At 64.5% G+C, this 17,411-nt stretch carries 13 protein-coding genes and 2 rRNA genes; 13 read left to right on the top strand and 2 right to left on the bottom strand.

What is annotated here, in order from left to right; translation table 11 throughout:
• Positions 1 to 451: 451 nt before the first annotated feature.
• From SI859A1_RS08275 to hydA, 9 genes are all read left to right on the top strand, one after another.
• Positions 452 to 3,273, top strand: a 23S ribosomal RNA gene (locus SI859A1_RS08275).
• A gap of 88 nt (positions 3,274 to 3,361) precedes the next feature.
• A 5S ribosomal RNA gene (rrf, locus tag SI859A1_RS08280) occupies positions 3,362 to 3,476 on the top strand.
• 120 nt (positions 3,477 to 3,596) lie between these two features.
• A complete protein-coding gene (locus SI859A1_RS08285; RefSeq protein WP_009209348.1) occupies positions 3,597 to 4,481 on the top strand; it encodes an aldose 1-epimerase family protein in 885 nt (294 codons plus the stop codon).
• Between the two features lie 150 nt (positions 4,482 to 4,631).
• Positions 4,632 to 5,327, top strand: a complete 696-nt coding sequence (locus SI859A1_RS08290) for a GntR family transcriptional regulator (protein ID WP_040325561.1) — start codon at positions 4,632 to 4,634, stop codon at positions 5,325 to 5,327.
• Between the two features lie 531 nt (positions 5,328 to 5,858).
• Complete coding sequence (locus SI859A1_RS08295; protein ID WP_040325563.1) at positions 5,859 to 6,653, top strand: transporter substrate-binding domain-containing protein; 795 nt, start codon at positions 5,859 to 5,861, stop codon at positions 6,651 to 6,653.
• Positions 6,654 to 6,719: 66 nt separating this feature from the next.
• The gene (locus SI859A1_RS08300) at positions 6,720 to 7,394 is read left to right on the top strand and encodes an amino acid ABC transporter permease (RefSeq protein ID WP_009209351.1); all 675 of its coding nucleotides are present in this window, start codon (positions 6,720 to 6,722) and stop codon (positions 7,392 to 7,394) included.
• Positions 7,391 to 8,137, top strand: coding sequence for an amino acid ABC transporter ATP-binding protein (locus tag SI859A1_RS08305; protein ID WP_009209352.1), 747 nt, complete (start codon positions 7,391 to 7,393; stop codon positions 8,135 to 8,137). Before SI859A1_RS08300 ends, SI859A1_RS08305 begins: the two co-directional genes overlap by 4 nt.
• 50 nt (positions 8,138 to 8,187) lie before the next feature.
• The gene (locus SI859A1_RS08310; protein ID WP_009209353.1) at positions 8,188 to 9,408 is read left to right on the top strand and encodes a cysteine desulfurase-like protein; all 1,221 of its coding nucleotides are present in this window, start codon (positions 8,188 to 8,190) and stop codon (positions 9,406 to 9,408) included.
• Positions 9,409 to 9,485: 77 nt separating this feature from the next.
• On the top strand, positions 9,486 to 10,913 hold the full coding sequence (gene hydA, locus SI859A1_RS08315; RefSeq protein WP_009209354.1) for a dihydropyrimidinase: 1,428 nt from the start codon (positions 9,486 to 9,488) through the stop codon (positions 10,911 to 10,913).
• A gap of 33 nt (positions 10,914 to 10,946) precedes the next feature.
• Here hydA and SI859A1_RS08320 read toward each other — a convergent pair whose 3' ends face one another.
• Positions 10,947 to 11,231, bottom strand: a complete 285-nt coding sequence (locus SI859A1_RS08320; RefSeq protein ID WP_040325566.1) for an SDR family oxidoreductase — start codon at positions 11,229 to 11,231, stop codon at positions 10,947 to 10,949.
• A 101-nt stretch (positions 11,232 to 11,332) separates the two neighbouring features.
• Between SI859A1_RS08320 and SI859A1_RS08325 the strand changes: the two genes are divergently transcribed.
• The gene (locus SI859A1_RS08325; protein ID WP_009209356.1) at positions 11,333 to 12,286 is read left to right on the top strand and encodes a LysR substrate-binding domain-containing protein; all 954 of its coding nucleotides are present in this window, start codon (positions 11,333 to 11,335) and stop codon (positions 12,284 to 12,286) included.
• A gap of 156 nt (positions 12,287 to 12,442) precedes the next feature.
• On the top strand, positions 12,443 to 13,264 hold the full coding sequence (locus SI859A1_RS08330) for an HTD2 family dehydratase (protein ID WP_009209357.1): 822 nt from the start codon (positions 12,443 to 12,445) through the stop codon (positions 13,262 to 13,264).
• A 20-nt stretch (positions 13,265 to 13,284) separates the two neighbouring features.
• Here the strand turns inward: SI859A1_RS08330 and SI859A1_RS08335 are convergent, their stop codons facing one another.
• Complete coding sequence (locus SI859A1_RS08335) at positions 13,285 to 14,082, bottom strand: HpcH/HpaI aldolase/citrate lyase family protein (protein WP_009209358.1); 798 nt, start codon at positions 14,080 to 14,082, stop codon at positions 13,285 to 13,287.
• 368 nt (positions 14,083 to 14,450) lie between these two features.
• Here SI859A1_RS08335 and SI859A1_RS08340 point away from each other — a divergent pair, with 368 nt between their 5' ends.
• Positions 14,451 to 15,608, top strand: a complete 1,158-nt coding sequence (locus tag SI859A1_RS08340) for an acyl-CoA dehydrogenase family protein (protein ID WP_009209359.1) — start codon at positions 14,451 to 14,453, stop codon at positions 15,606 to 15,608.
• Complete coding sequence (locus tag SI859A1_RS08345; RefSeq protein WP_009209360.1) at positions 15,608 to 16,927, top strand: MmgE/PrpD family protein; 1,320 nt, start codon at positions 15,608 to 15,610, stop codon at positions 16,925 to 16,927. The genes SI859A1_RS08340 and SI859A1_RS08345 overlap by 1 nt, the downstream gene beginning before the upstream one ends.
• The last annotated feature ends 484 nt before the right edge of the window (positions 16,928 to 17,411 follow it).

Raw genomic sequence — 17,411 nt, forward strand, 5'->3', positions numbered from 1 at the left:
GATTACATCCAGGAGAAAGACAATGGTTTGCAGCCTCGAACTTCGGTTCGGGTGACTGCCTGTTCTCAATCATCATCGTGAAGAAGAAGACGGATCTCGAAGGTCGTCATTTTGGCCAGCTTTGCTGGTCATGCCCCGCTCAGGGTTTGGACGATCTGTCGACGAAGGGTTCCGGTGAAGGGTTCATCGCCCGGCACTGGAGACAACAAGCCTTTCGTCCCATGATCGATGTGCCTGACCGCACATTGTCGGGGTCTGTCTCAAGAAGCTGGTCTTTCGTCGATCGGGTTTAGCCGCCCGGTCGACAGATAGAACACCGCTGCAGGATCTTGGACGAGGTTGCACACCTTGCCGGGATTTGCGGTGTTCGAAGAGGACATTGTGAATGTTCGCCTCTCTCTCCTGGTGCCGCTCAGGCGGGGCCGGGATGGTGGGCATTGACGATGAGAATGATCAAGTGACTTAAGGGCATTTGGTGAATGCCTTGGCATGCACAGGCGATGAAGGACGTGATACGCTGCGATAAGCCATGGGGAGCTGCGAATAAGCTTTGATCCGTGGATTTCCGAATGGGGCAACCCACCTTTGACGCCTGTTAAGTTCAAGCGGTTGGCAAGACTTCGTGTTTTGCGAACCGTTTGGATTAACAGGTGTCTATAAAAGGTATCTAGCTCTGAATACATAGGGGTTAGAAGCGAACTCGGGGAACTGAAACATCTAAGTACCCGAAGGAAAGGACATCAACCGAGACTCCGTCAGTAGCGGCGAGCGAACGCGGACCAGGCCAGTGGCCATCGAGAGAAGAAGCGGAACAGGTTGGAAAGCCTGGCAAGAGTGGGTGATAGCCCCGTACGCATAATGTCTCCGATGGTCCTCGAGTAGGGCGGGACACGTGAAATCCTGTCTGAAATTAGGGGGACCACCCTCTAAGCCTAAGTACTCGTGCATGACCGATAGCGAACCAGTACCGTGAGGGAAAGGTGAAAAGCACCCCGACAAGGGGAGTGAAATAGTACCTGAAACCGAATGCCTACAAACAGATGGAGCTCAAGGTTCGTCCTGGGTGACATCGTACCTTTTGTATAATGGGTCAGCGACTTAGTCTGGCGAGCAAGCTTAAGCCGATAGGTGGAGGCGTAGCGAAAGCGAGTCTGAACAGGGCGTTCAGTTCGTCGGATTAGACCCGAAACCGAGTGATCTAGCCATGAGCAGGTTGAAGGTGCGGTAACACGCACTGAAGGACCGAACCCATATCTGTTGCAATAGATCGGGATGACTTGTGGCTAGGGGTGAAAGGCCAATCAAACTCGGAAATAGCTGGTTCTCCGCGAAATCTATTTAGGTAGAGCGTCGGATGAACACTCCAGGGGGTAGAGCACTGAATGGGCTAGGGGGTCTCACCGACTTACCAAACCTAATCAAACTCCGAATACCTGGAAGTGCTATCCGGCAGACACACGGCGGGTGCTAACGTCCGTCGTGGAGAGGGAAACAACCCTGACCACCATCTAAGGTCCCCAAGTTATGGCTAAGTGGGAAAGGATGTGAAGATTCCAAAACAACCAGGATGTTGGCTTAGAAGCAGCCATCATTTAAAGAAAGCGTAACAGCTCACTGGTCTAATCAAGAGTCTTTGCGCCGAAAATGTACCGGGGCTCAAGCCATACACCGAAGCTGTGGGCTCGTCTTTGACGAGCGGTAGCGGAGCGTTCCGTAGGCCTGTGAAGGCGGACCCGTGAGGGCTGCTGGAGGTATCGGAAGTGCGAATGCTGACATGAGTAACGATAAAGGGAGTGAGAGACTCCCTCGCCGAAAGTCCAAGGGTTCCTGCTTAAAGTTAATCTGAGCAGGGTTAGCCGGCCCCTAAGGCGAGGCCGAAAGGCGTAGTCGATGGGAACCACGTTAATAATCGTGGGCCTGGTGGAGAGTGACGGATCTCGTGTATCGTACGGTCTTATTGGATTGATCGTGCGGTGAAGAGGTTCCAGGAAATAGCCCCACCGTATAGACCGTACCCGAAACCGACACAGGTGGACTGGTAGAGTATACCAAGGCGCTTGAGAGAACTATGTTGAAGGAACTCGGCAAATTGCACGCGTAACTTCGGAAGAAGCGTGACCCCCATTTACGCAAGTGGGTGGGGGTGGCACAGACCAGGGGGTAGCGACTGTTTATCAAAAACACAGGGCTCTGCGAAGTCGCAAGACGACGTATAGGGTCTGACGCCTGCCCGGTGCTGGAAGGTTAAGAGGAGGGGTGCAAGCTCTGAATCGAAGCCCCAGTAAACGGCGGCCGTAACTATAACGGTCCTAAGGTAGCGAAATTCCTTGTCGGGTAAGTTCCGACCTGCACGAATGGCGTAACGACTTCCCCGCTGTCTCCAACATAGACTCAGTGAAATTGAATTCCCCGTGAAGATGCGGGGTTCCTGCGGTCAGACGGAAAGACCCCGTGCACCTTTACTATAGCTTTACACTGGCATTCGTGTCGGCATGTGTAGGATAGGTGGTAGGCTTTGAAGCGTGGGCGCCAGCTCGCGTGGAGCCATCCTTGAAATACCACCCTTATCGTCATGGATGTCTAACCGCGGTCCGTTATCCGGATCCGGGACAGTGTATGGTGGGTAGTTTGACTGGGGCGGTCGCCTCCTAAAGAGTAACGGAGGCGCGCGATGGTGGGCTCAGACCGGTCGGAAATCGGTCGTCGAGTGCAATGGCATAAGCCCGCCTGACTGCGAGACAGACAAGTCGAGCAGAGACGAAAGTCGGTCATAGTGATCCGGTGGTCCCGCGTGGAAGGGCCATCGCTCAACGGATAAAAGGTACGCCGGGGATAACAGGCTGATGACCCCCAAGAGTCCATATCGACGGGGTTGTTTGGCACCTCGATGTCGGCTCATCGCATCCTGGGGCTGGAGCAGGTCCCAAGGGTTTGGCTGTTCGCCAATTAAAGCGGTACGTGAGCTGGGTTCAGAACGTCGTGAGACAGTTCGGTCCCTATCTGCCGTGGGTGCAGGAGAATTGACAGGATCTGACCCTAGTACGAGAGGACCGGGTTGGACGTACCTCTGGTGGACCTGTTGTGGCGCCAGCCGCAGTGCAGGGTAGCTATGTACGGTCGGGATAACCGCTGAAGGCATCTAAGCGGGAAACCCACCTGAAAACGAGTTCTCCCTATCAGAGCCGTGGTAGACCACCACGTTGATAGGCCGGGTGTGGACGTGCGGCAACGCATGAAGCTTACCGGTACTAATCGCTCGATCGGCTTGATCATTCTCATTCGTCAATGCCCACCCCCAAAAGGGTGCGCAACACAAACACAATGCCCTCTCAAGACCAGCTTCCAACTTGCCATTTGCCGACCTGGTGGTTCTAGCGGGGCGGCCGCACCCGATCCCATTCCGAACTCGGCCGTGAAACGCCCCAGCGCCCATGATACTTCGTCTCAAGACGCGGGAAAGTCGGTCGCCGCCAGGTCTGCAAATCGCAAGTTGCCCAGAGACCCCTTCTTCTTCACGCCGCAACACACAAAGCCCCTCGCGCCCCCCAGCCGAGGGGCTTTTTGCGTTCGGGGTATGAAGTGAGGGGAGGCGGACGATGATGGAAACGCATGAGATCGCAGCCGAGGGCGTTCGCGCCGTCATCCGTGACGCAGGGGCCGAACTGGTGAGCCTGCGCGACGCGGCGGGGGAGGAACTCCTCTGGCAGGGCGGCCCCGAATGGCCGCGGCAGGCGCCGGTCCTGTTTCCCATTGTCGGGAAGCTCGCCGGCAACGTCCTGCGCGACGGCGGGAAGGCGCATACACTCGGGCAGCATGGCTTTGCCCGGGATTGCCGCTTCACCTGGATCGCGCATTCGACGCGGCGGTGCGTGCTCCGCCTCACCGACGACGCGGTGTCCCGACGCGCCTATCCTTATTCCTTCGTCCTCGAACTCATCTACGAGGTGACCGAGGCGACCCTGACTGTTACGACGCGGGTGAGCAATCCCGGTGAGCGGCCGCTGCCCTGCGGCGTCGGCGCTCATCCGGGGTTTCGCTGGCCTCTGGTCGACGGCGTGGCCAAGACGGACCATGCAATCCACTTCGACCGCGAGGAGACGGGCGTCGCCCTGTCGGTCAGCGATGCGCTGCTCGGCGCCGAAAAACCACTGCCTTTCGATGGCCGGACGCTGCCCTTGTCGGAAGCGCTGTTTGCGCGCGATGCGCTGGTGATGCCGGCTGTCGCCAGCCGCAGCATGACCTATGCCGCGCATGCGCCGGATGGTGAGACTGTCCGTTCGATCACCATCGGTTGGGACGGCTACAAGGATCTCGGCATCTGGTCGCGATCCGGCGGTGCGCCGTTCGTGTGCATCGAACCCTGGTTCTCGATGGCGAGCCCGGTCGGCTGGGATGGTGCCTTCATCGACAAGCCGGGGATCCTGGTCCTGCCGCCCGGGGCCAGCCGCGACTTTGTCTGGCGGATGCGCGTCGATGCGTGACATTCTGCGGTTACGGAGATAGCCCGGACCCGTTAGCCGATCCGGCATCGCGTGAGGACGGGTGGCGTACAGCGCCCTGACACGTATGGACTTTCGATACCGTGTGGTATGCGATCAGGTGGGAACTGCGAAGAGGAGCATCATCCGCCGATGGCATTGTCACGGGATTCCGCCAGCCGCGTCGATCGGATCTGCCTCGCCATCCGGCGGGCGATCATCGAACGCGCGCTGGCGCCGGGCGACAAACTCCCGGAGGACGCGCTCGGCGAACGTTTCGGCGTCAGTCGCACGATCGCACGGCAGGCGCTTGGCCAACTGGCCGGCGAAGGGCTGGTCGATCTCCGGCGCAACCGGATCGCGGTTGTGGCGACGCCCACTTTCGAGGAGGCGCGCGACACCTTCGACATCCGTGTCGAGTTGGAGCGGCTGGTGGTCCGGCATCTGGCCGGCGCGCTCGGCCCGGAGCAGATCGCCGAATTGAACGCCCATATCGCGGCGCAGGACAAGGCTGCCGGAGGTCCCGAGGCCGCGTCGATCCGGCTCGCGACGGACTTTCACGTGCTGCTTGCCCGGATGACCGGCAAGCCGATCCTCATTCGCTATGTCAGCGAGGTGGCCTATCGCAGCGGCCTGTCGCTCTCGGCCTATGGCCGCCCGCATTCCCCGGAATGCGCCGTCAACGAGCATCGCTCCCTGGTGGAGGCGCTGGCGAAGGGCGATCGCGACGCGGCCATGCGGCTGATGGCCGGGCATCTGGAAGCCGTGGCCGACCGTGCGTTCCTCCCCGATGCCGACCGGGGCACTAGGAACCTCGTCGATATTCTGGCGCCCTACGTCGAGGACTGACGCGGCGCGATCGCGTCCGCCAGTTGGCTTGCGAAGGCGCAGATGGTGGGCCCGGCGGGGCTGATGGCGAACGCGCCCGGAGGTGGCGCGCAGTCGCGGGCGCCGCGCTCCACGGTTGCTGGAGGCACCGCCGCTCTTCGTTGCTGGGGGCGCGCCGGAAGCGAGCAGAGTCGTGGTGTTCCAAAGCTCTGCGCATCCGGAGGCCAGCGTTCACCGCTAGCTTGACCGCCGCTGGACATCCCCATGAGTGGGATGCCGGACGGTCCTCTGCCTTCATCGCGACGTTCGCGCTCGACACCGCATTTAGCGGCGTGCTGACCCGTCCATTCCCGAATTCCGGAGAAAATCTCCCTGCGGGATTGCGCGCAGGAATAATTCGCATACACTTTGTGCTCTCAAGTGCATGCGAAAAATATAGGCATCTGCATGCCGACGGTAGAAGCAGGTGCTGCGGGACGTCACGCCATCTAGTTCGATCTTCAGGCCGGCCACGCGCCGGTGCGCTCCACCAACGAGACAGGGAAGACTTGCATGATCCGGACCCACATGATTGCCGCCGCCACCACCGCGCTCCTTCTGGTCGCCGGTCCGTCGCTCGCCGAAACGCTGACGGCGGGCGCCAATATCGGCAACGTGCCCTGGGAGTTCCAGGACGAGAATTCCGAGATCGTCGGCTTCGAGGTCGATCTGCTCAAGAAGGTCGCCGACCGCCTCGGCTATGACGAGGTCGACATCCAGAACGTGCCGTTCAACGGCCTGTTCTCCGCCGTCCAGTCCGGCCGCATCGACGTGGCGATCTCCTCGATCACCATCACCGACGAGCGGCTCCAGTCGGTGTCCTTCGCGCAGCCCTATTACGACAGCGACCAGTCGCTCTCGACCCGGGCCGATTCCGGCATCGCCGGCAGCGGCGACCTGAAGGGCAAGACCGTCGGCGTCGACACGGGCTCGACCGGCGACATCTATTCGACCGAGCGCGAGAGCGAATGGGGCCTGGCCGGCATCAGCCGCTACGAGGGCCTGAGCCCGGCCATGCTCGATCTCGCGGCGGGGCGCATCGACGCCTATGTCTCCGACATCCCCGCAGTCGCTTATTATCTCAAGGACAAGCCCGAGATGAAGGTCGTCGAGCGTCTGGCCACGGGCGAGCAATATTCGATGATGTTCGCCAAGGACAGCGAACTGGCGGGCAAGGCCAACGAGGTTCTGACGACCCTGAAGGACGAAGGCTACATCGCCGATCTGCACGAGAAATGGTTCGGCACGCAGCCGGAGGCGACCACCAGCACGGTGGAAGTGCGCGAGATGCCGAAGCCGAAGTCGTAATCCGACCGATGGGCCGGGCGCTTCGCGTCCGGCCCCGACGCCTTTTTCGGAACAGTCGGCGGCCTGATGGATATCGTCCACACCTTCTTCAACATCGACGTGCTCCTGCGCTATTACCCGCTGCTCCTGGAAGGCTTGTGGCGGACGATCGCGCTCGGAGCCCTGTCCATCGTGCTCGGCCTGGTCGGCGGCCTCGTTCTGGCGATGATGCGGATCTACGGGCACCCGATCCTGAAATTCCTCGTCGTCGCCTATGTCGACGTGTTCCGCGCGCTGCCGGTGCTGGTCTGGCTGGTCATCGTCTATTACGCGCTGCCCTTCGTCGGCATCCGGCTGTCGGCCTTCGCCTCGGCGACGACGGCGCTGACCATGATCTCAAGCGCCTATACGGCGGAGATTTACCGCGCCGGCATCGAGGCGATCCCGCGGGGCCAGTTCGAGGCGGCCCAGTCGATCGGGCTCAGCCAGTGGTTCCTGATGCGCGACGTGGTTCTGCCGCAGGCGATCCGCATCGTCATCCCGCCGCTCACCAACAATTCGATCAATGTCATGAAGGACACCGCGCTCGCCTCGGTGGTGGCGTTGCCGGACCTCCTGAAGCAGGCGACGCAGGCGCAGGCGCTGGCGGCCAATCCGACGCCGCTGATCGGCGCGGCGATCCTCTATCTCCTGCTGCTGTTGCCACTGGTGCGTCTCGTCGCCGTCTTCGAGGCGCGCCATGCCAGGAAGGGAGCGCGATGATGGGGGCGTCCCGGCCGATCATCGAGATGCGCGGCGTCGGCAAGCGCTTCGGCAAGTTCGAGGCGTTGAAGGACATCGACCTCGAGGTCGCCGCCGGCGAGGTCGTGGTGCTGCTCGGCCCGTCCGGCTCCGGCAAGTCGACGCTGATCCGCTGCATCAACCTTCTCGAGCAATATGATGCCGGCGACGTCGTCGTCGACGGCACGCGGGTCGAGGCGGGACGCAGGCTGCAGAGCGTGCGTCAGGAAGTTGCCATGGTCTTCCAGGCGTTCAATCTGTTTCCCAACCACACCGTTCTCGACAATGTCGCGCTCGGCCCTGTGCGGGTGCGCGGCCTCAGCTGGCAGGAGAGCCGCGCCCGCGCCCGGCGCCTGCTCGAACGGGTCGGCATTGCCGAACAGGCGGAGAAATATCCGGTCCAGCTCTCCGGCGGCCAGCAGCAGCGCGTCGGCATTGCGCGGGCGCTGGCCATGGAGCCGCGCATCCTCCTCTTCGACGAGCCGACCTCGGCGCTCGACCCGGAAATGGTCGGCGAGGTGCTCGACGTCATCAAGGGGCTGGCGGGCGAGGGGGTGACCATGATGCTGGTGACCCACGAGATGGGTTTTGCCCGGCAGGTGGCCGATCGCATCGTCTTCATGGAGGCCGGCGAGATCAAGGAGATCTCGACGCCCGAAACCTTCTTCACGGCGACCCGGAACGAGCGCGCCCGCGCCTTCCTCGACGCCGTCCTCAATCACTGACTCGCGCGGACAATCCCGCTCATTCTGGCAGAGACCGAAAGGCACATCCGATGGCACTCGACATGGACTTCGTCCGCCGGCAGTTTCCGGCGCTTTCCGGCGACTGGGTCTTCATGGACAATGCCGGCGGCAGTCAGGTGCTGTCGCGGGTGGCCGACCGGATTTCCGACTATCTGCTGACATCCAACGTCCAGACCGGCGCGACCTACGCGCCGAGCCAGCGCTCGACGGAACGGGTGCGCGAGGCGCGCAACGCCTTCGCCCGCTATCTGAACGCCGCCGATGCCGGCGAGATCGTCATGGGCGCCTCGACCACCATGCTGATCCGGGTGCTGTCGGAGGCGATGACCGGCAGCCTGTCCGCCGGCGACGAGATCATCGTGACCAACACCGACCACGAGGCCAATATCGGCCCTTGGCTGAAGCACGAGGCCCGCGGCGTCGTCGTCAGGTTCTGGAACTGCGATCCGGAAACGCTGGAGCTCGATCTTGACGACCTGAAGGACCTGATGAGCGAGCGCACCAAGCTCGTCTGCGTCACCCATGCCTCGAACATCTTCGGCACCATCAATCCGATCGCCGAGATCTCGCAGATTGCCCATGCGAGCGGCGCGCAGGTCTGCGTCGACGGCGTCGCTTATGCGCCGCACCGCGCCGTGGACGTCCAGGCGCTTGGCGCCGACTACTACATCTTTAGCGCCTACAAGGTCTTCGGCCCGCATGTCGGGGTGATGTGGGGCCGGCGGGACCGGCTTCTCGAGCTTGACAACATCTACCATTTCTTCTTCGGCAAGGACGCCGTGCCGCACAAGCTGGAGCCGGGCAACATCAATTACGAACTCGCCCATGGCGCGGTCGGCGCCATCGACTATGTCGAGGAACTGGGTGTCATGGCCGACGCCACGGCGGGCCGCGGGGCGATCGAGGCCGGTTTCCGCGACATTGCCGAACAGGAGCGGGCGATCACCGCGCGGCTTCTCGATTTCCTCGGCAGCCGCAATTCGATCCGCATCGTCGGCCGCAATTCGAGCGCCGTCGAGGACCGGGTGGCGACGATCAGCTTCATTGCCGGCGATCGCGATTCCAAGGCCATCGTCGACCAGGTCGATCCGCACATGATCGGCATCCGGCACGGGGATTTCTACGCCAAGCGCCTGATCCTGGATCTCGGCCTGGCGCCGCAGAACGGCGTCGTGCGGGTGTCGATGGTTCACTACAACACGCTGGACGAGGTCGACCGGCTGATCGCCGCCCTCGAACCGGCGCTCTAGACGCACTTTCCTATCCCGCTGCCTGGCCGAGACCGCGCCGGGCAGCCATTCCTTCGTTTCATCGATCCGGACCGCCCATGCCCTACGACCTCGTCATCCAGAACGGCACGATCGCCACCGCGTCCGACGTGTTCCAAGCCGATATCGGCATCCGCGACGGCGTGATCGTGCAGATCGGCCGCGACCTCGGTGAGGCGGTCGAGAGCATCGACGCCACCGGGCGCTATGTCCTGCCGGGCGGGATCGACAGCCATGTGCATATCGCCCAACCCTCGGGCGAGGGGATCGTCATGGCCGACGATTTCGAGAGCGGCACACGCTCGGCGCTGTTCGGCGGCAACACCACCATCCTGCCGTTCTGCCTGCAGGAGAAGGGCCGGCCGCTGCGCGAGGCGCTGAAGGCCTATCACGCGTTCGCCGACGGCAATTGCTACACCGATGTCAGCTTCCACCTGATCGTCTCGGACCCGTCGGACGCGGTGCTCGGCCAGGAACTGCCGGCGCTGGTGGAGGACGGCTACACCTCTTTCAAGGTGTTCATGACCTACGAGGATCTGCGGCTCAGCGACGGCCAGATCCTCGACACGATGGATGTGGCGCGCCGTACCGGCGCCCTTGTCATGGTCCATTGCGAGAACGAGGACGCGATCCGCTATCTCATCGGCCGCCACGAGGCCGAAGGCGACGTCGCGCCGCGCGCCCATGCGACGACGAGGCCGGTGGCGGTGGAGCGCGAGGCGACCCATCGCGCCGTGTCGCTTGCCGAGGTCGCCGACGTGCCGCTGGTGATCGTCCATGTGTCGAACCGGGAGTCCATGGAAGAGATCGAGCGTGCGCGACGCCGCGGCCGCAAGGTAATCGGCGAGACCTGCCCGCAATATCTTATGCTGACCGCCGACGATCTGGACGGGATGGACTGGGAAGGCGCCAAGTTCGTCTGTTCGCCGCCGCCGCGGGATGCGGAGAGCCAGGAGGCCTGCTGGGACGGGCTCGAACGCGGTGTCTTCGACCTGTTCTCCTCCGACCATTGCCCGTTCCGCTATGACGACCCGGCGGGAAAGCGCAATCCGAAGGGGATGACCAGCTTCCGGCACATTCCGAACGGCATTCCGGGCGTCGAATTGCGGTTGCCCATCCTGTTTTCCGAAGGGGTGAACAAGGGCCGGATCGACCTGCCGCGCTTCGTGGCGCTGACGGCGACCAACCAGGCCAAGACCTATGGCCTCTATCCCCGCAAGGGCACGATCGCCATCGGCGCCGATGCGGACATCGCGATCTGGGATCCGGCGCTGACCCGCACGGTCCGGCACGCCGAGATGCACGACGGCGCCGACTACTCGCCCTATGAGGGGCTGGAGCTCACCGGCTGGCCGACGATCGTCGTTCTGGGGGGCAAGCTGATGGTCTCCGACGGGGCGCTGGTCGGGCGCAAGGGCGACGGCCGGTATCGCAGCCGGGACCGCTCCTATCTGGCGACGCGGCGGGATCGTCCGACGGCGCTCTGAGCTGCCGACCGGGATGGGGACCCACGAGCGGGCTCAGCCCCGATGGCGCATGCCGCCATCCAGATCGGCCATTGTTCCCGACAGATAGCGGGCCGCTGGCGCGGCCAGCATCGCAACGATGCGGGCGACTTCGTCCGGTTCCGACGGGCGGCCGGAGGGCCGGTTGGCGATCATCTCGCGCCAGTGCTCGAAGTCGCCGAAGGCGCTTTCGGCGCGGCCGCGTGCGATGCTGACGATCCGTTCGGCGGCCCGGCTGACGCTGCGCGTCTCGCAGATGTTCACGAAGAGCGCGAGGGAGAAGAGATCGTGGTTTCGCATGGGGGCATTAGAGAGCAGCGAGGCGACCGGCGGAAGCGGCCCTGTACAGAACCAGCGCACGGGCGCTACCAATAGGGTGTTCCTATTTCCCGGAGCCTTCCTTGGACTCACGCCAACTCGCCTATTTCCGCCAGATCGTCGACAGCGGATCGATGAGCGCGGCCGCGCGGGTGCTCGGCATCGCCCAGCCGTCGCTGTCACAGCAGACCCGCAATCTGGAAACCCATCTGGGCACCGAACTCCTGTCGCGAACCGCGCGGGGCGTGGTGCCGACCGAGGCGGGGCAGGTGCTCTACGACCATTCCTGCCGGATCGGCGGACTGATGGCAGAGGCCGAGGACGCGGTGCGGGCGATCGGGGCCGAACCGTCGGGCCGGGTCGAGTTCGGCATGCCGGCTTCGGTCTCCATGGCGCTGTCGATCCCGCTGGCCGAGACGGTGCGGGTGGAGATGCCGCAGGTGCGCTTCTGTGCCACCGAGGCGATGAGCGGTCATATCCGCGAACTCGTCACCAGCGGCGAGATCGACCTGGCGCTGCTCTACGACCAGGACGGGATCGGCGATTGCCCGTCGCGGCTGATCCTGATGGAGGATCTCTGGTTCTATGCCGCGCCGGACGACTGGCCGTTTGCGACACCGCCCGGTGTCCCGGTGCCGCTGGCCGAGGTGATGGCGCTCGACCTCGTCCTGCCGTCGCAGCGTCACGGCCTGCGTCGGCTGATCGACCGGGTGGTCAAGGCCGAGCGGCTGCAGACGCGGGTCGTCACCGAGATGGATTCGCTGCAGCAGATCAAGGCGCTGGTCGCCCGCGGCAGCGGCCACACCATCCTGTCCCCGGCGGCGGTGCATGATCTGGCCGAGACCGGCCGGCTGCTGGGCAGCCAGATCGTCTCGCCCCGCATGCGCCGCCCGGTCTATCTGGTGCGCTCGGCCAGACGGCCGGTCTCGGCGGCGACCCGGGCCATCGAAACCCACTGCATCCGGGTCATCGAGGATCTGGTGCGGCGTGGGATCTGGCAGGCCGAGTTCCCCGACAGTCAGAGCGCGAGCCTATGACCGGCGCGAAGACGGCCTATTGGACGGCACTCCGCGCCGCGCTCTAGTTTGCTGTCTCGTAAGGGGCGATCCCTTCAGAAACCGTCAGGACGAAAGACCGGCGGTTCGCGCGGGGCGCGTGCGGTGGTCCGGCGGCAAGGAAAAGGCAGACGAGCGATGGACGAGGCGATCCGCAGGGAATGCATGGCCTATGTCGGGCGCGAGCATGAAGCGACCGACAGCATGGCGCCCGAGACGGCGGCCAAGCTGGCGCATGTCCTCGGCGTCGCAGCGCCGGAGGCCGACCTGCCGGCGGCGACCTGGCACTGGGCCTATTTCAACCACGGCTTTCCGATCGCGAACCAGGGCGAGGACGGCCATGAGCGGCTGGGCCTGTTCCTGCCGCCGGCGCCGTTCCACCGCCGCATGTGGGCGGCCGTCGACGTGACGGTGCATCGTCCCCTGCGGATCGGCGTGCCGGCGACGCGGCGCTCGACCATCACGGATGTCGCCTTCAAGAGCGGGCGGACCGGCGACCTCTGCTTCGTGACGGTCGACCATGCGATCGAGCAGGATGGCGGGCTCGCGATCGCCGAACAACAGACCATCGTCTATCGCGACCGTGGGCTGCCGGAAAAGGCGCTGCGGGCGCCGGGCGATCCCGTGCCGGACGGCTATGTCGTCCATCCGGACATGGAGCTGTTCTTCTATTCGGCGCTCACCCATAACGGCCACCGGATTCACTGGGACCGGAACTTCTGCCGCGAGGTCGAGGGTTATCCGGGGCTGATCGTCCACGGCCCGCTGATGGCGACGAAGCTCTGCGACGCCATGGCGGGTGCAGCATCCGTCCGCCGCTTCGCCTTCCGGGCGCTGGCGCCGGTCTTCGACACGACGCCGATCCGGCTGGTTCACCCGGCCGCCGGCACCGGCGGCGTGGGGCGCATCGAACGCTCCGACGGGGTGATCTCCATGCAGGCGACGCTCGAAACGGCCTGACCAACGGCCTTCCACCGGCCCTATTGCTCTCCTGCGCGGGCGAGAAGTGCTTCGGCCTGGGCGACCAGCGGCCGGTCCAGCATGGCGCCGTCGAGCCGGATCGCGCCGCCGCCGGCCGCCTCCGCCGCCGCAACGATGCGGCGCGCCCGGTTGATCGCGTCGTCACCGGGCCGCATCGTGTCGTGGAGGGGACCGATCTGCGCCGGGTGGATGCAGAGCCGCGCGCCGAATCCGAAGGCAAGGGCCCGGCGGGTTTCCGCGACGACGCGGTCGACATCGTCGATCGCCGGGGTCACCCCGTCGATGGGAGGTGCGAGACCGGCGAGCCGGGAGGCCAGTGCCAGTTCGGCGCGGTAGATCGCCATCGCCTCCGCGTCCTCCGGCAGGCCGAGATCGAGCATGAAGTCGATGGTGCCGAAGGCCAGCCGCACGACCCCGGGGGCGTCTGCAATGGCTCGTGCCGCCGCCAGGCCACGCGCGGTCTCGATCAGCGGGATCACCGGCTTCGGTATCCGGGCGACGTCCTGCGCCGTTTCGGCCTTGGCCAGCATCACGCCGGCAATGCCCGGATGGGCGAGACACTCCATGTCGGCATCATGCCATGGCGTGCCGGCGGCATTGATCCGCACGAACACGCCGGCGTCGGCAGCGAGCGCGGCGAGCAGGCCGGCCCGTGCCGCCTCCTTGTCGGCCGGCGCGACCGCATCCTCGAGATCGACGATGACTGCATCGGCGCCCGAGGCGAACGCCTTGGAGATCCGCTCCGGGCGGGTCGCCGGGACGAAGAGGAAGCTGCGGGCGTTGGCCGGATCGCGCATGAAAGGTCTCGTTTCGACATTGGCGGGCAGGGCGAGCCGCTGGCACGACGCGGCTTTATCCGATGACCGATCCTACCCAGCCGAACCGCCGTTCGAAACGGGCTGGCGTCTATCGGCCCGATAGTCGCGCCCTATCCGCCAGCTTGCCGCCAGATGCGGGGGCAGTCTCGCATTGTGAATGACGTCAGGGGCTTGTACGCAACCCTTGCGAAATCGATTCAGCTTGTTCGGCCGGGACCGGAAGCGATAAACCGGTTTCGTGGCCAATCGCTCGGCCTCCATAGGAGGCGGCTATCCCCTCCATCGCCGGCGCGGTCTGCCGGTTTCCGCGCCGGACGCTATGCTGTCCTGGAGCACAGGAGCGCAGCATGACCACGATCGACACCCATGACGAGATCCGCGAGGCGGTGGGCCGGCTCTGCCAGGATTTCCCGGGCAGCTACTGGCGCGAACTGGATGAGCGCCGCGCCTATCCGACCGAATTCGTGAAGGCGCTGACCGAGGCCGGTTTCCTCTCGGCGCTGATCCCGGAAGAATTCGGCGGATCGGGACTGCCGCTTTCGGCCGCCGCGGTGATCCTCGAGGAAATCCACCGCCAGGGCGGCAATGCGGGCGCCTGTCACGCGCAGATGTACACGATGGGCACGCTGCTCCGGCATGGCTCGGACGCCCAGAAGCAGGCCTATCTGCCGCAGATTGCCGAGGGGACGCTGCGGTTGCAGTCCTTCGGCGTCACCGAGCCGACCAGCGGCACCGACACCGGGTCGCTGCGCACCACCGCCCGCCGGGAGGGCGACGTCTACCGGATCAACGGCCAGAAGATCTGGATCTCGCGGTCCGAGCATTCCGACCTGATGATCCTGCTCTGCCGCACGACGCCGCTGGACCAGGTCGAGAAGAAGACGCAAGGGCTGTCGGTCTTTCTCGTCGACATGCCCGAGGCCAAGGCGAACGGCCTGACCATCCGGCCGATCCGCACGATGATGAACCACGCCACGACGGAGCTCTTCTTCGACGACGTGCCGGTGCCGGCCGCCAACATGATCGGCGAGGAAGGGAAGGGGTTCCGCTACATCCTCTCGGGTATGAACGCCGAGCGGATCCTGATCGCCGCCGAATGTATCGGCGACGCCAAATGGTTCATCGACAAGGCTGCCGCCTATGCCGGCGAGCGGGTCGTCTTCGGCCGGCCGATCGGCCAGAACCAGGGCATCCAGTTCCCGATCGCCAAGGCCTATGCCCGCATGCGGGCGGCCGAGCTGATGCTGCACGAGGCGATCCGGCTCTACGAGGCGAACGAGAACCCCGGCGCCGAGGCGAACATGGCCAAGATGCTGGCGGCAGAAGCGAGTTGGGAGGCTGCCGAGGCCTGCGTCCAGACCCATGGCGGTTTCGGCTTCGCCGAGGAATACGACGTGGAGCGCAAGTTCCGCGAGACGCGCCTCTATCAGGTGGCGCCGATCTCGACCAATCTCATCCTCTCCTATCTCGCCGAGCACGTGCTCGGCATGCCGCGGAGCTATTGATGTCGATCGCCGCCCGTCTCGCCCGTTTCGCACTCGCCGAAGATCCCGGTTCGCCCGCCGCCCGTCGCTTCGCCCGGCTGTCGCTCTTCGACTGGGCAACGGCGGGACTGGCCGGGCGCAGCGAGCCCGTGGCGATCGCGGCACGGCGCATGGCGGTAAGTGAATCCGGCTCCGGCGCAAGCCTCATCGGCGGCGGGACAGCGACGCCGCGCGCGGCGGCACTTGCCAATGGCGCGACCAGCCACGCGCTGGATTACGACGACACGCATTTCCTGCATATCGGCAATCCGAGCGTCGTCGTGATGTCCGCAGCCCTTGCGATGGCGGAGAGGGAAGGGGCGTCCGGCCAGGCCTTCCTCGACGCGCTGGTCGTCGGGCTCGAGGCGACCTGCCGGGTGGGCGACTGGCTGGGTCGGTCGCATTACGAGGCCGGCTTCCATCAGACCGGCACTGCCGGCGCCTTTGGTGCGACCGTGGCGGCCGGGCGCCTTGCCGGGCTCGACGAGGCCGCGATGATCTTCGCGCTGGGGCTCGCGACGACGCGCGCATCCGGGCTGAAGAGCCAGATGGGGACGATGGCAAAACCGCTGAACGCGGGCTTTGCCGCCGAGGCCGGCGTGAGCTGCGCGCTCCTGGCGCGGGCCGGCGTCGCCTCCAACCCGCACGGGTTCGAGGACCGCCAGGGTTTCGGGCCGACCCATGCGGGAACCGGGCACATGGCTGCCTTCGATGGACTCGGCGCAACCTGGGTCTTCCCCGACATCTCCTACAAGTTCCACGCCTGCTGCCACGGCCTCCACGCGACGCTCGAAGCGCTGCGAACCCTGCGAGACGACGGCCTGACGCCCGACGCCATCCGCAGCGTGACGATCTCGACCAACCCGCGCTGGCTCGACGTCTGCAACAAGCCGGAGCCGGCGACGGGGCTGGAAGCGAAATTCAGCTATCGCCTCGTTACCGCCATGGCCCTTCACGGGCTCGATACGGCGGACCTCGCCGTCTACGACGAGGCCAACTGCGTGCGCCCCGATCTCGTCGCGCTGCGCGACCAGGTCACGGTCGAGGCCGACCCGACGCTGACCGACACGCAGTCCCGCGTGTCCGTGGAGACGGTGGACGGCCGGCCACTGACCGCCAGTCACGGCCTTCTGGCCGCCGCCGACCCGGACACTATCGAGACCCGGCTTGCCGCAAAATCCGCCACGCTCCTCGGCGATGACCTGTCGAGCGCCCTCCTGCAGGCTGTCGACGGCCTCGGCAAGGCAGACAGCGTCAATGCGCTGGCGGTCCTTCTTGCGACGAAGGCGCCGGCTGACTGACCCGGCCTCCGGGGTCTGAGCCACAGACCAGAACTCCGGCATCCGAAGCAGTGTCACGGGGAACCTTATGTTCGGACAAATGGGTATCCATGTGGGTCTCAGTCTTCCGCCCGTCCGATAGGTTTCATGGACTTCGGCTGTAAAGCGAATGGTGGCTCAGTCACACCTTGTTTTCTCTGGTCAAACGCCGCGTCCGACGAAATCGTGTGGCCCACCTTCGCGCTTTTAGAACGCTACCCCTCGAATCTTCAGCCGAATTTGGCATCCTTATAGTGTGAGAGATTCGGCATTTGCTTTCGGACATGACCACGCACGAAAATTTATGCCAGCCATGCAGGACGTGGTCCTGCATTCGCAGGGGGGCGTAGCCCCCGTGCACCCCCGGGAAAGATCATGAAGCGAACAGAGGTACTAAAATTTCGGACTGACCCAAACGCCAGCGATGCCTATCGGCGCGCTGCTGGCCGCTCGAAAAAGACCTTCT

The organism is Aurantimonas manganoxydans SI85-9A1, assembly GCF_000153465.1.
Classification (GTDB): Bacteria; Pseudomonadota; Alphaproteobacteria; order Rhizobiales; family Rhizobiaceae; genus Aurantimonas; species Aurantimonas manganoxydans.

Coding starts and splice junctions, on each gene's coding strand:
- SI859A1_RS08295 (WP_040325563.1), top strand. CDS start 5,859: ATGATCCGGACCCACATGATTGCCGCCGCCACCACCGCGCTCCTTCTG.
- SI859A1_RS08305 (WP_009209352.1), top strand. CDS start 7,391: ATGATGGGGGCGTCCCGGCCGATCATCGAGATGCGCGGCGTCGGCAAG.
- SI859A1_RS08330 (WP_009209357.1), top strand. CDS start 12,443: ATGGACGAGGCGATCCGCAGGGAATGCATGGCCTATGTCGGGCGCGAG.
- SI859A1_RS08345 (WP_009209360.1), top strand. CDS start 15,608: ATGTCGATCGCCGCCCGTCTCGCCCGTTTCGCACTCGCCGAAGATCCC.
- SI859A1_RS08335 (WP_009209358.1), bottom strand. CDS start 14,082: ATGCGCGATCCGGCCAACGCCCGCAGCTTCCTCTTCGTCCCGGCGACC.
- SI859A1_RS08320 (WP_040325566.1), bottom strand. CDS start 11,231: ATGCGAAACCACGATCTCTTCTCCCTCGCGCTCTTCGTGAACATCTGC.
- hydA (WP_009209354.1), top strand. CDS start 9,486: ATGCCCTACGACCTCGTCATCCAGAACGGCACGATCGCCACCGCGTCC.
- SI859A1_RS08290 (WP_040325561.1), top strand. CDS start 4,632: ATGGCATTGTCACGGGATTCCGCCAGCCGCGTCGATCGGATCTGCCTC.
- SI859A1_RS08310 (WP_009209353.1), top strand. CDS start 8,188: ATGGCACTCGACATGGACTTCGTCCGCCGGCAGTTTCCGGCGCTTTCC.
- SI859A1_RS08340 (WP_009209359.1), top strand. CDS start 14,451: ATGACCACGATCGACACCCATGACGAGATCCGCGAGGCGGTGGGCCGG.
- SI859A1_RS08300 (WP_009209351.1), top strand. CDS start 6,720: ATGGATATCGTCCACACCTTCTTCAACATCGACGTGCTCCTGCGCTAT.
- SI859A1_RS08285 (WP_009209348.1), top strand. CDS start 3,597: ATGATGGAAACGCATGAGATCGCAGCCGAGGGCGTTCGCGCCGTCATC.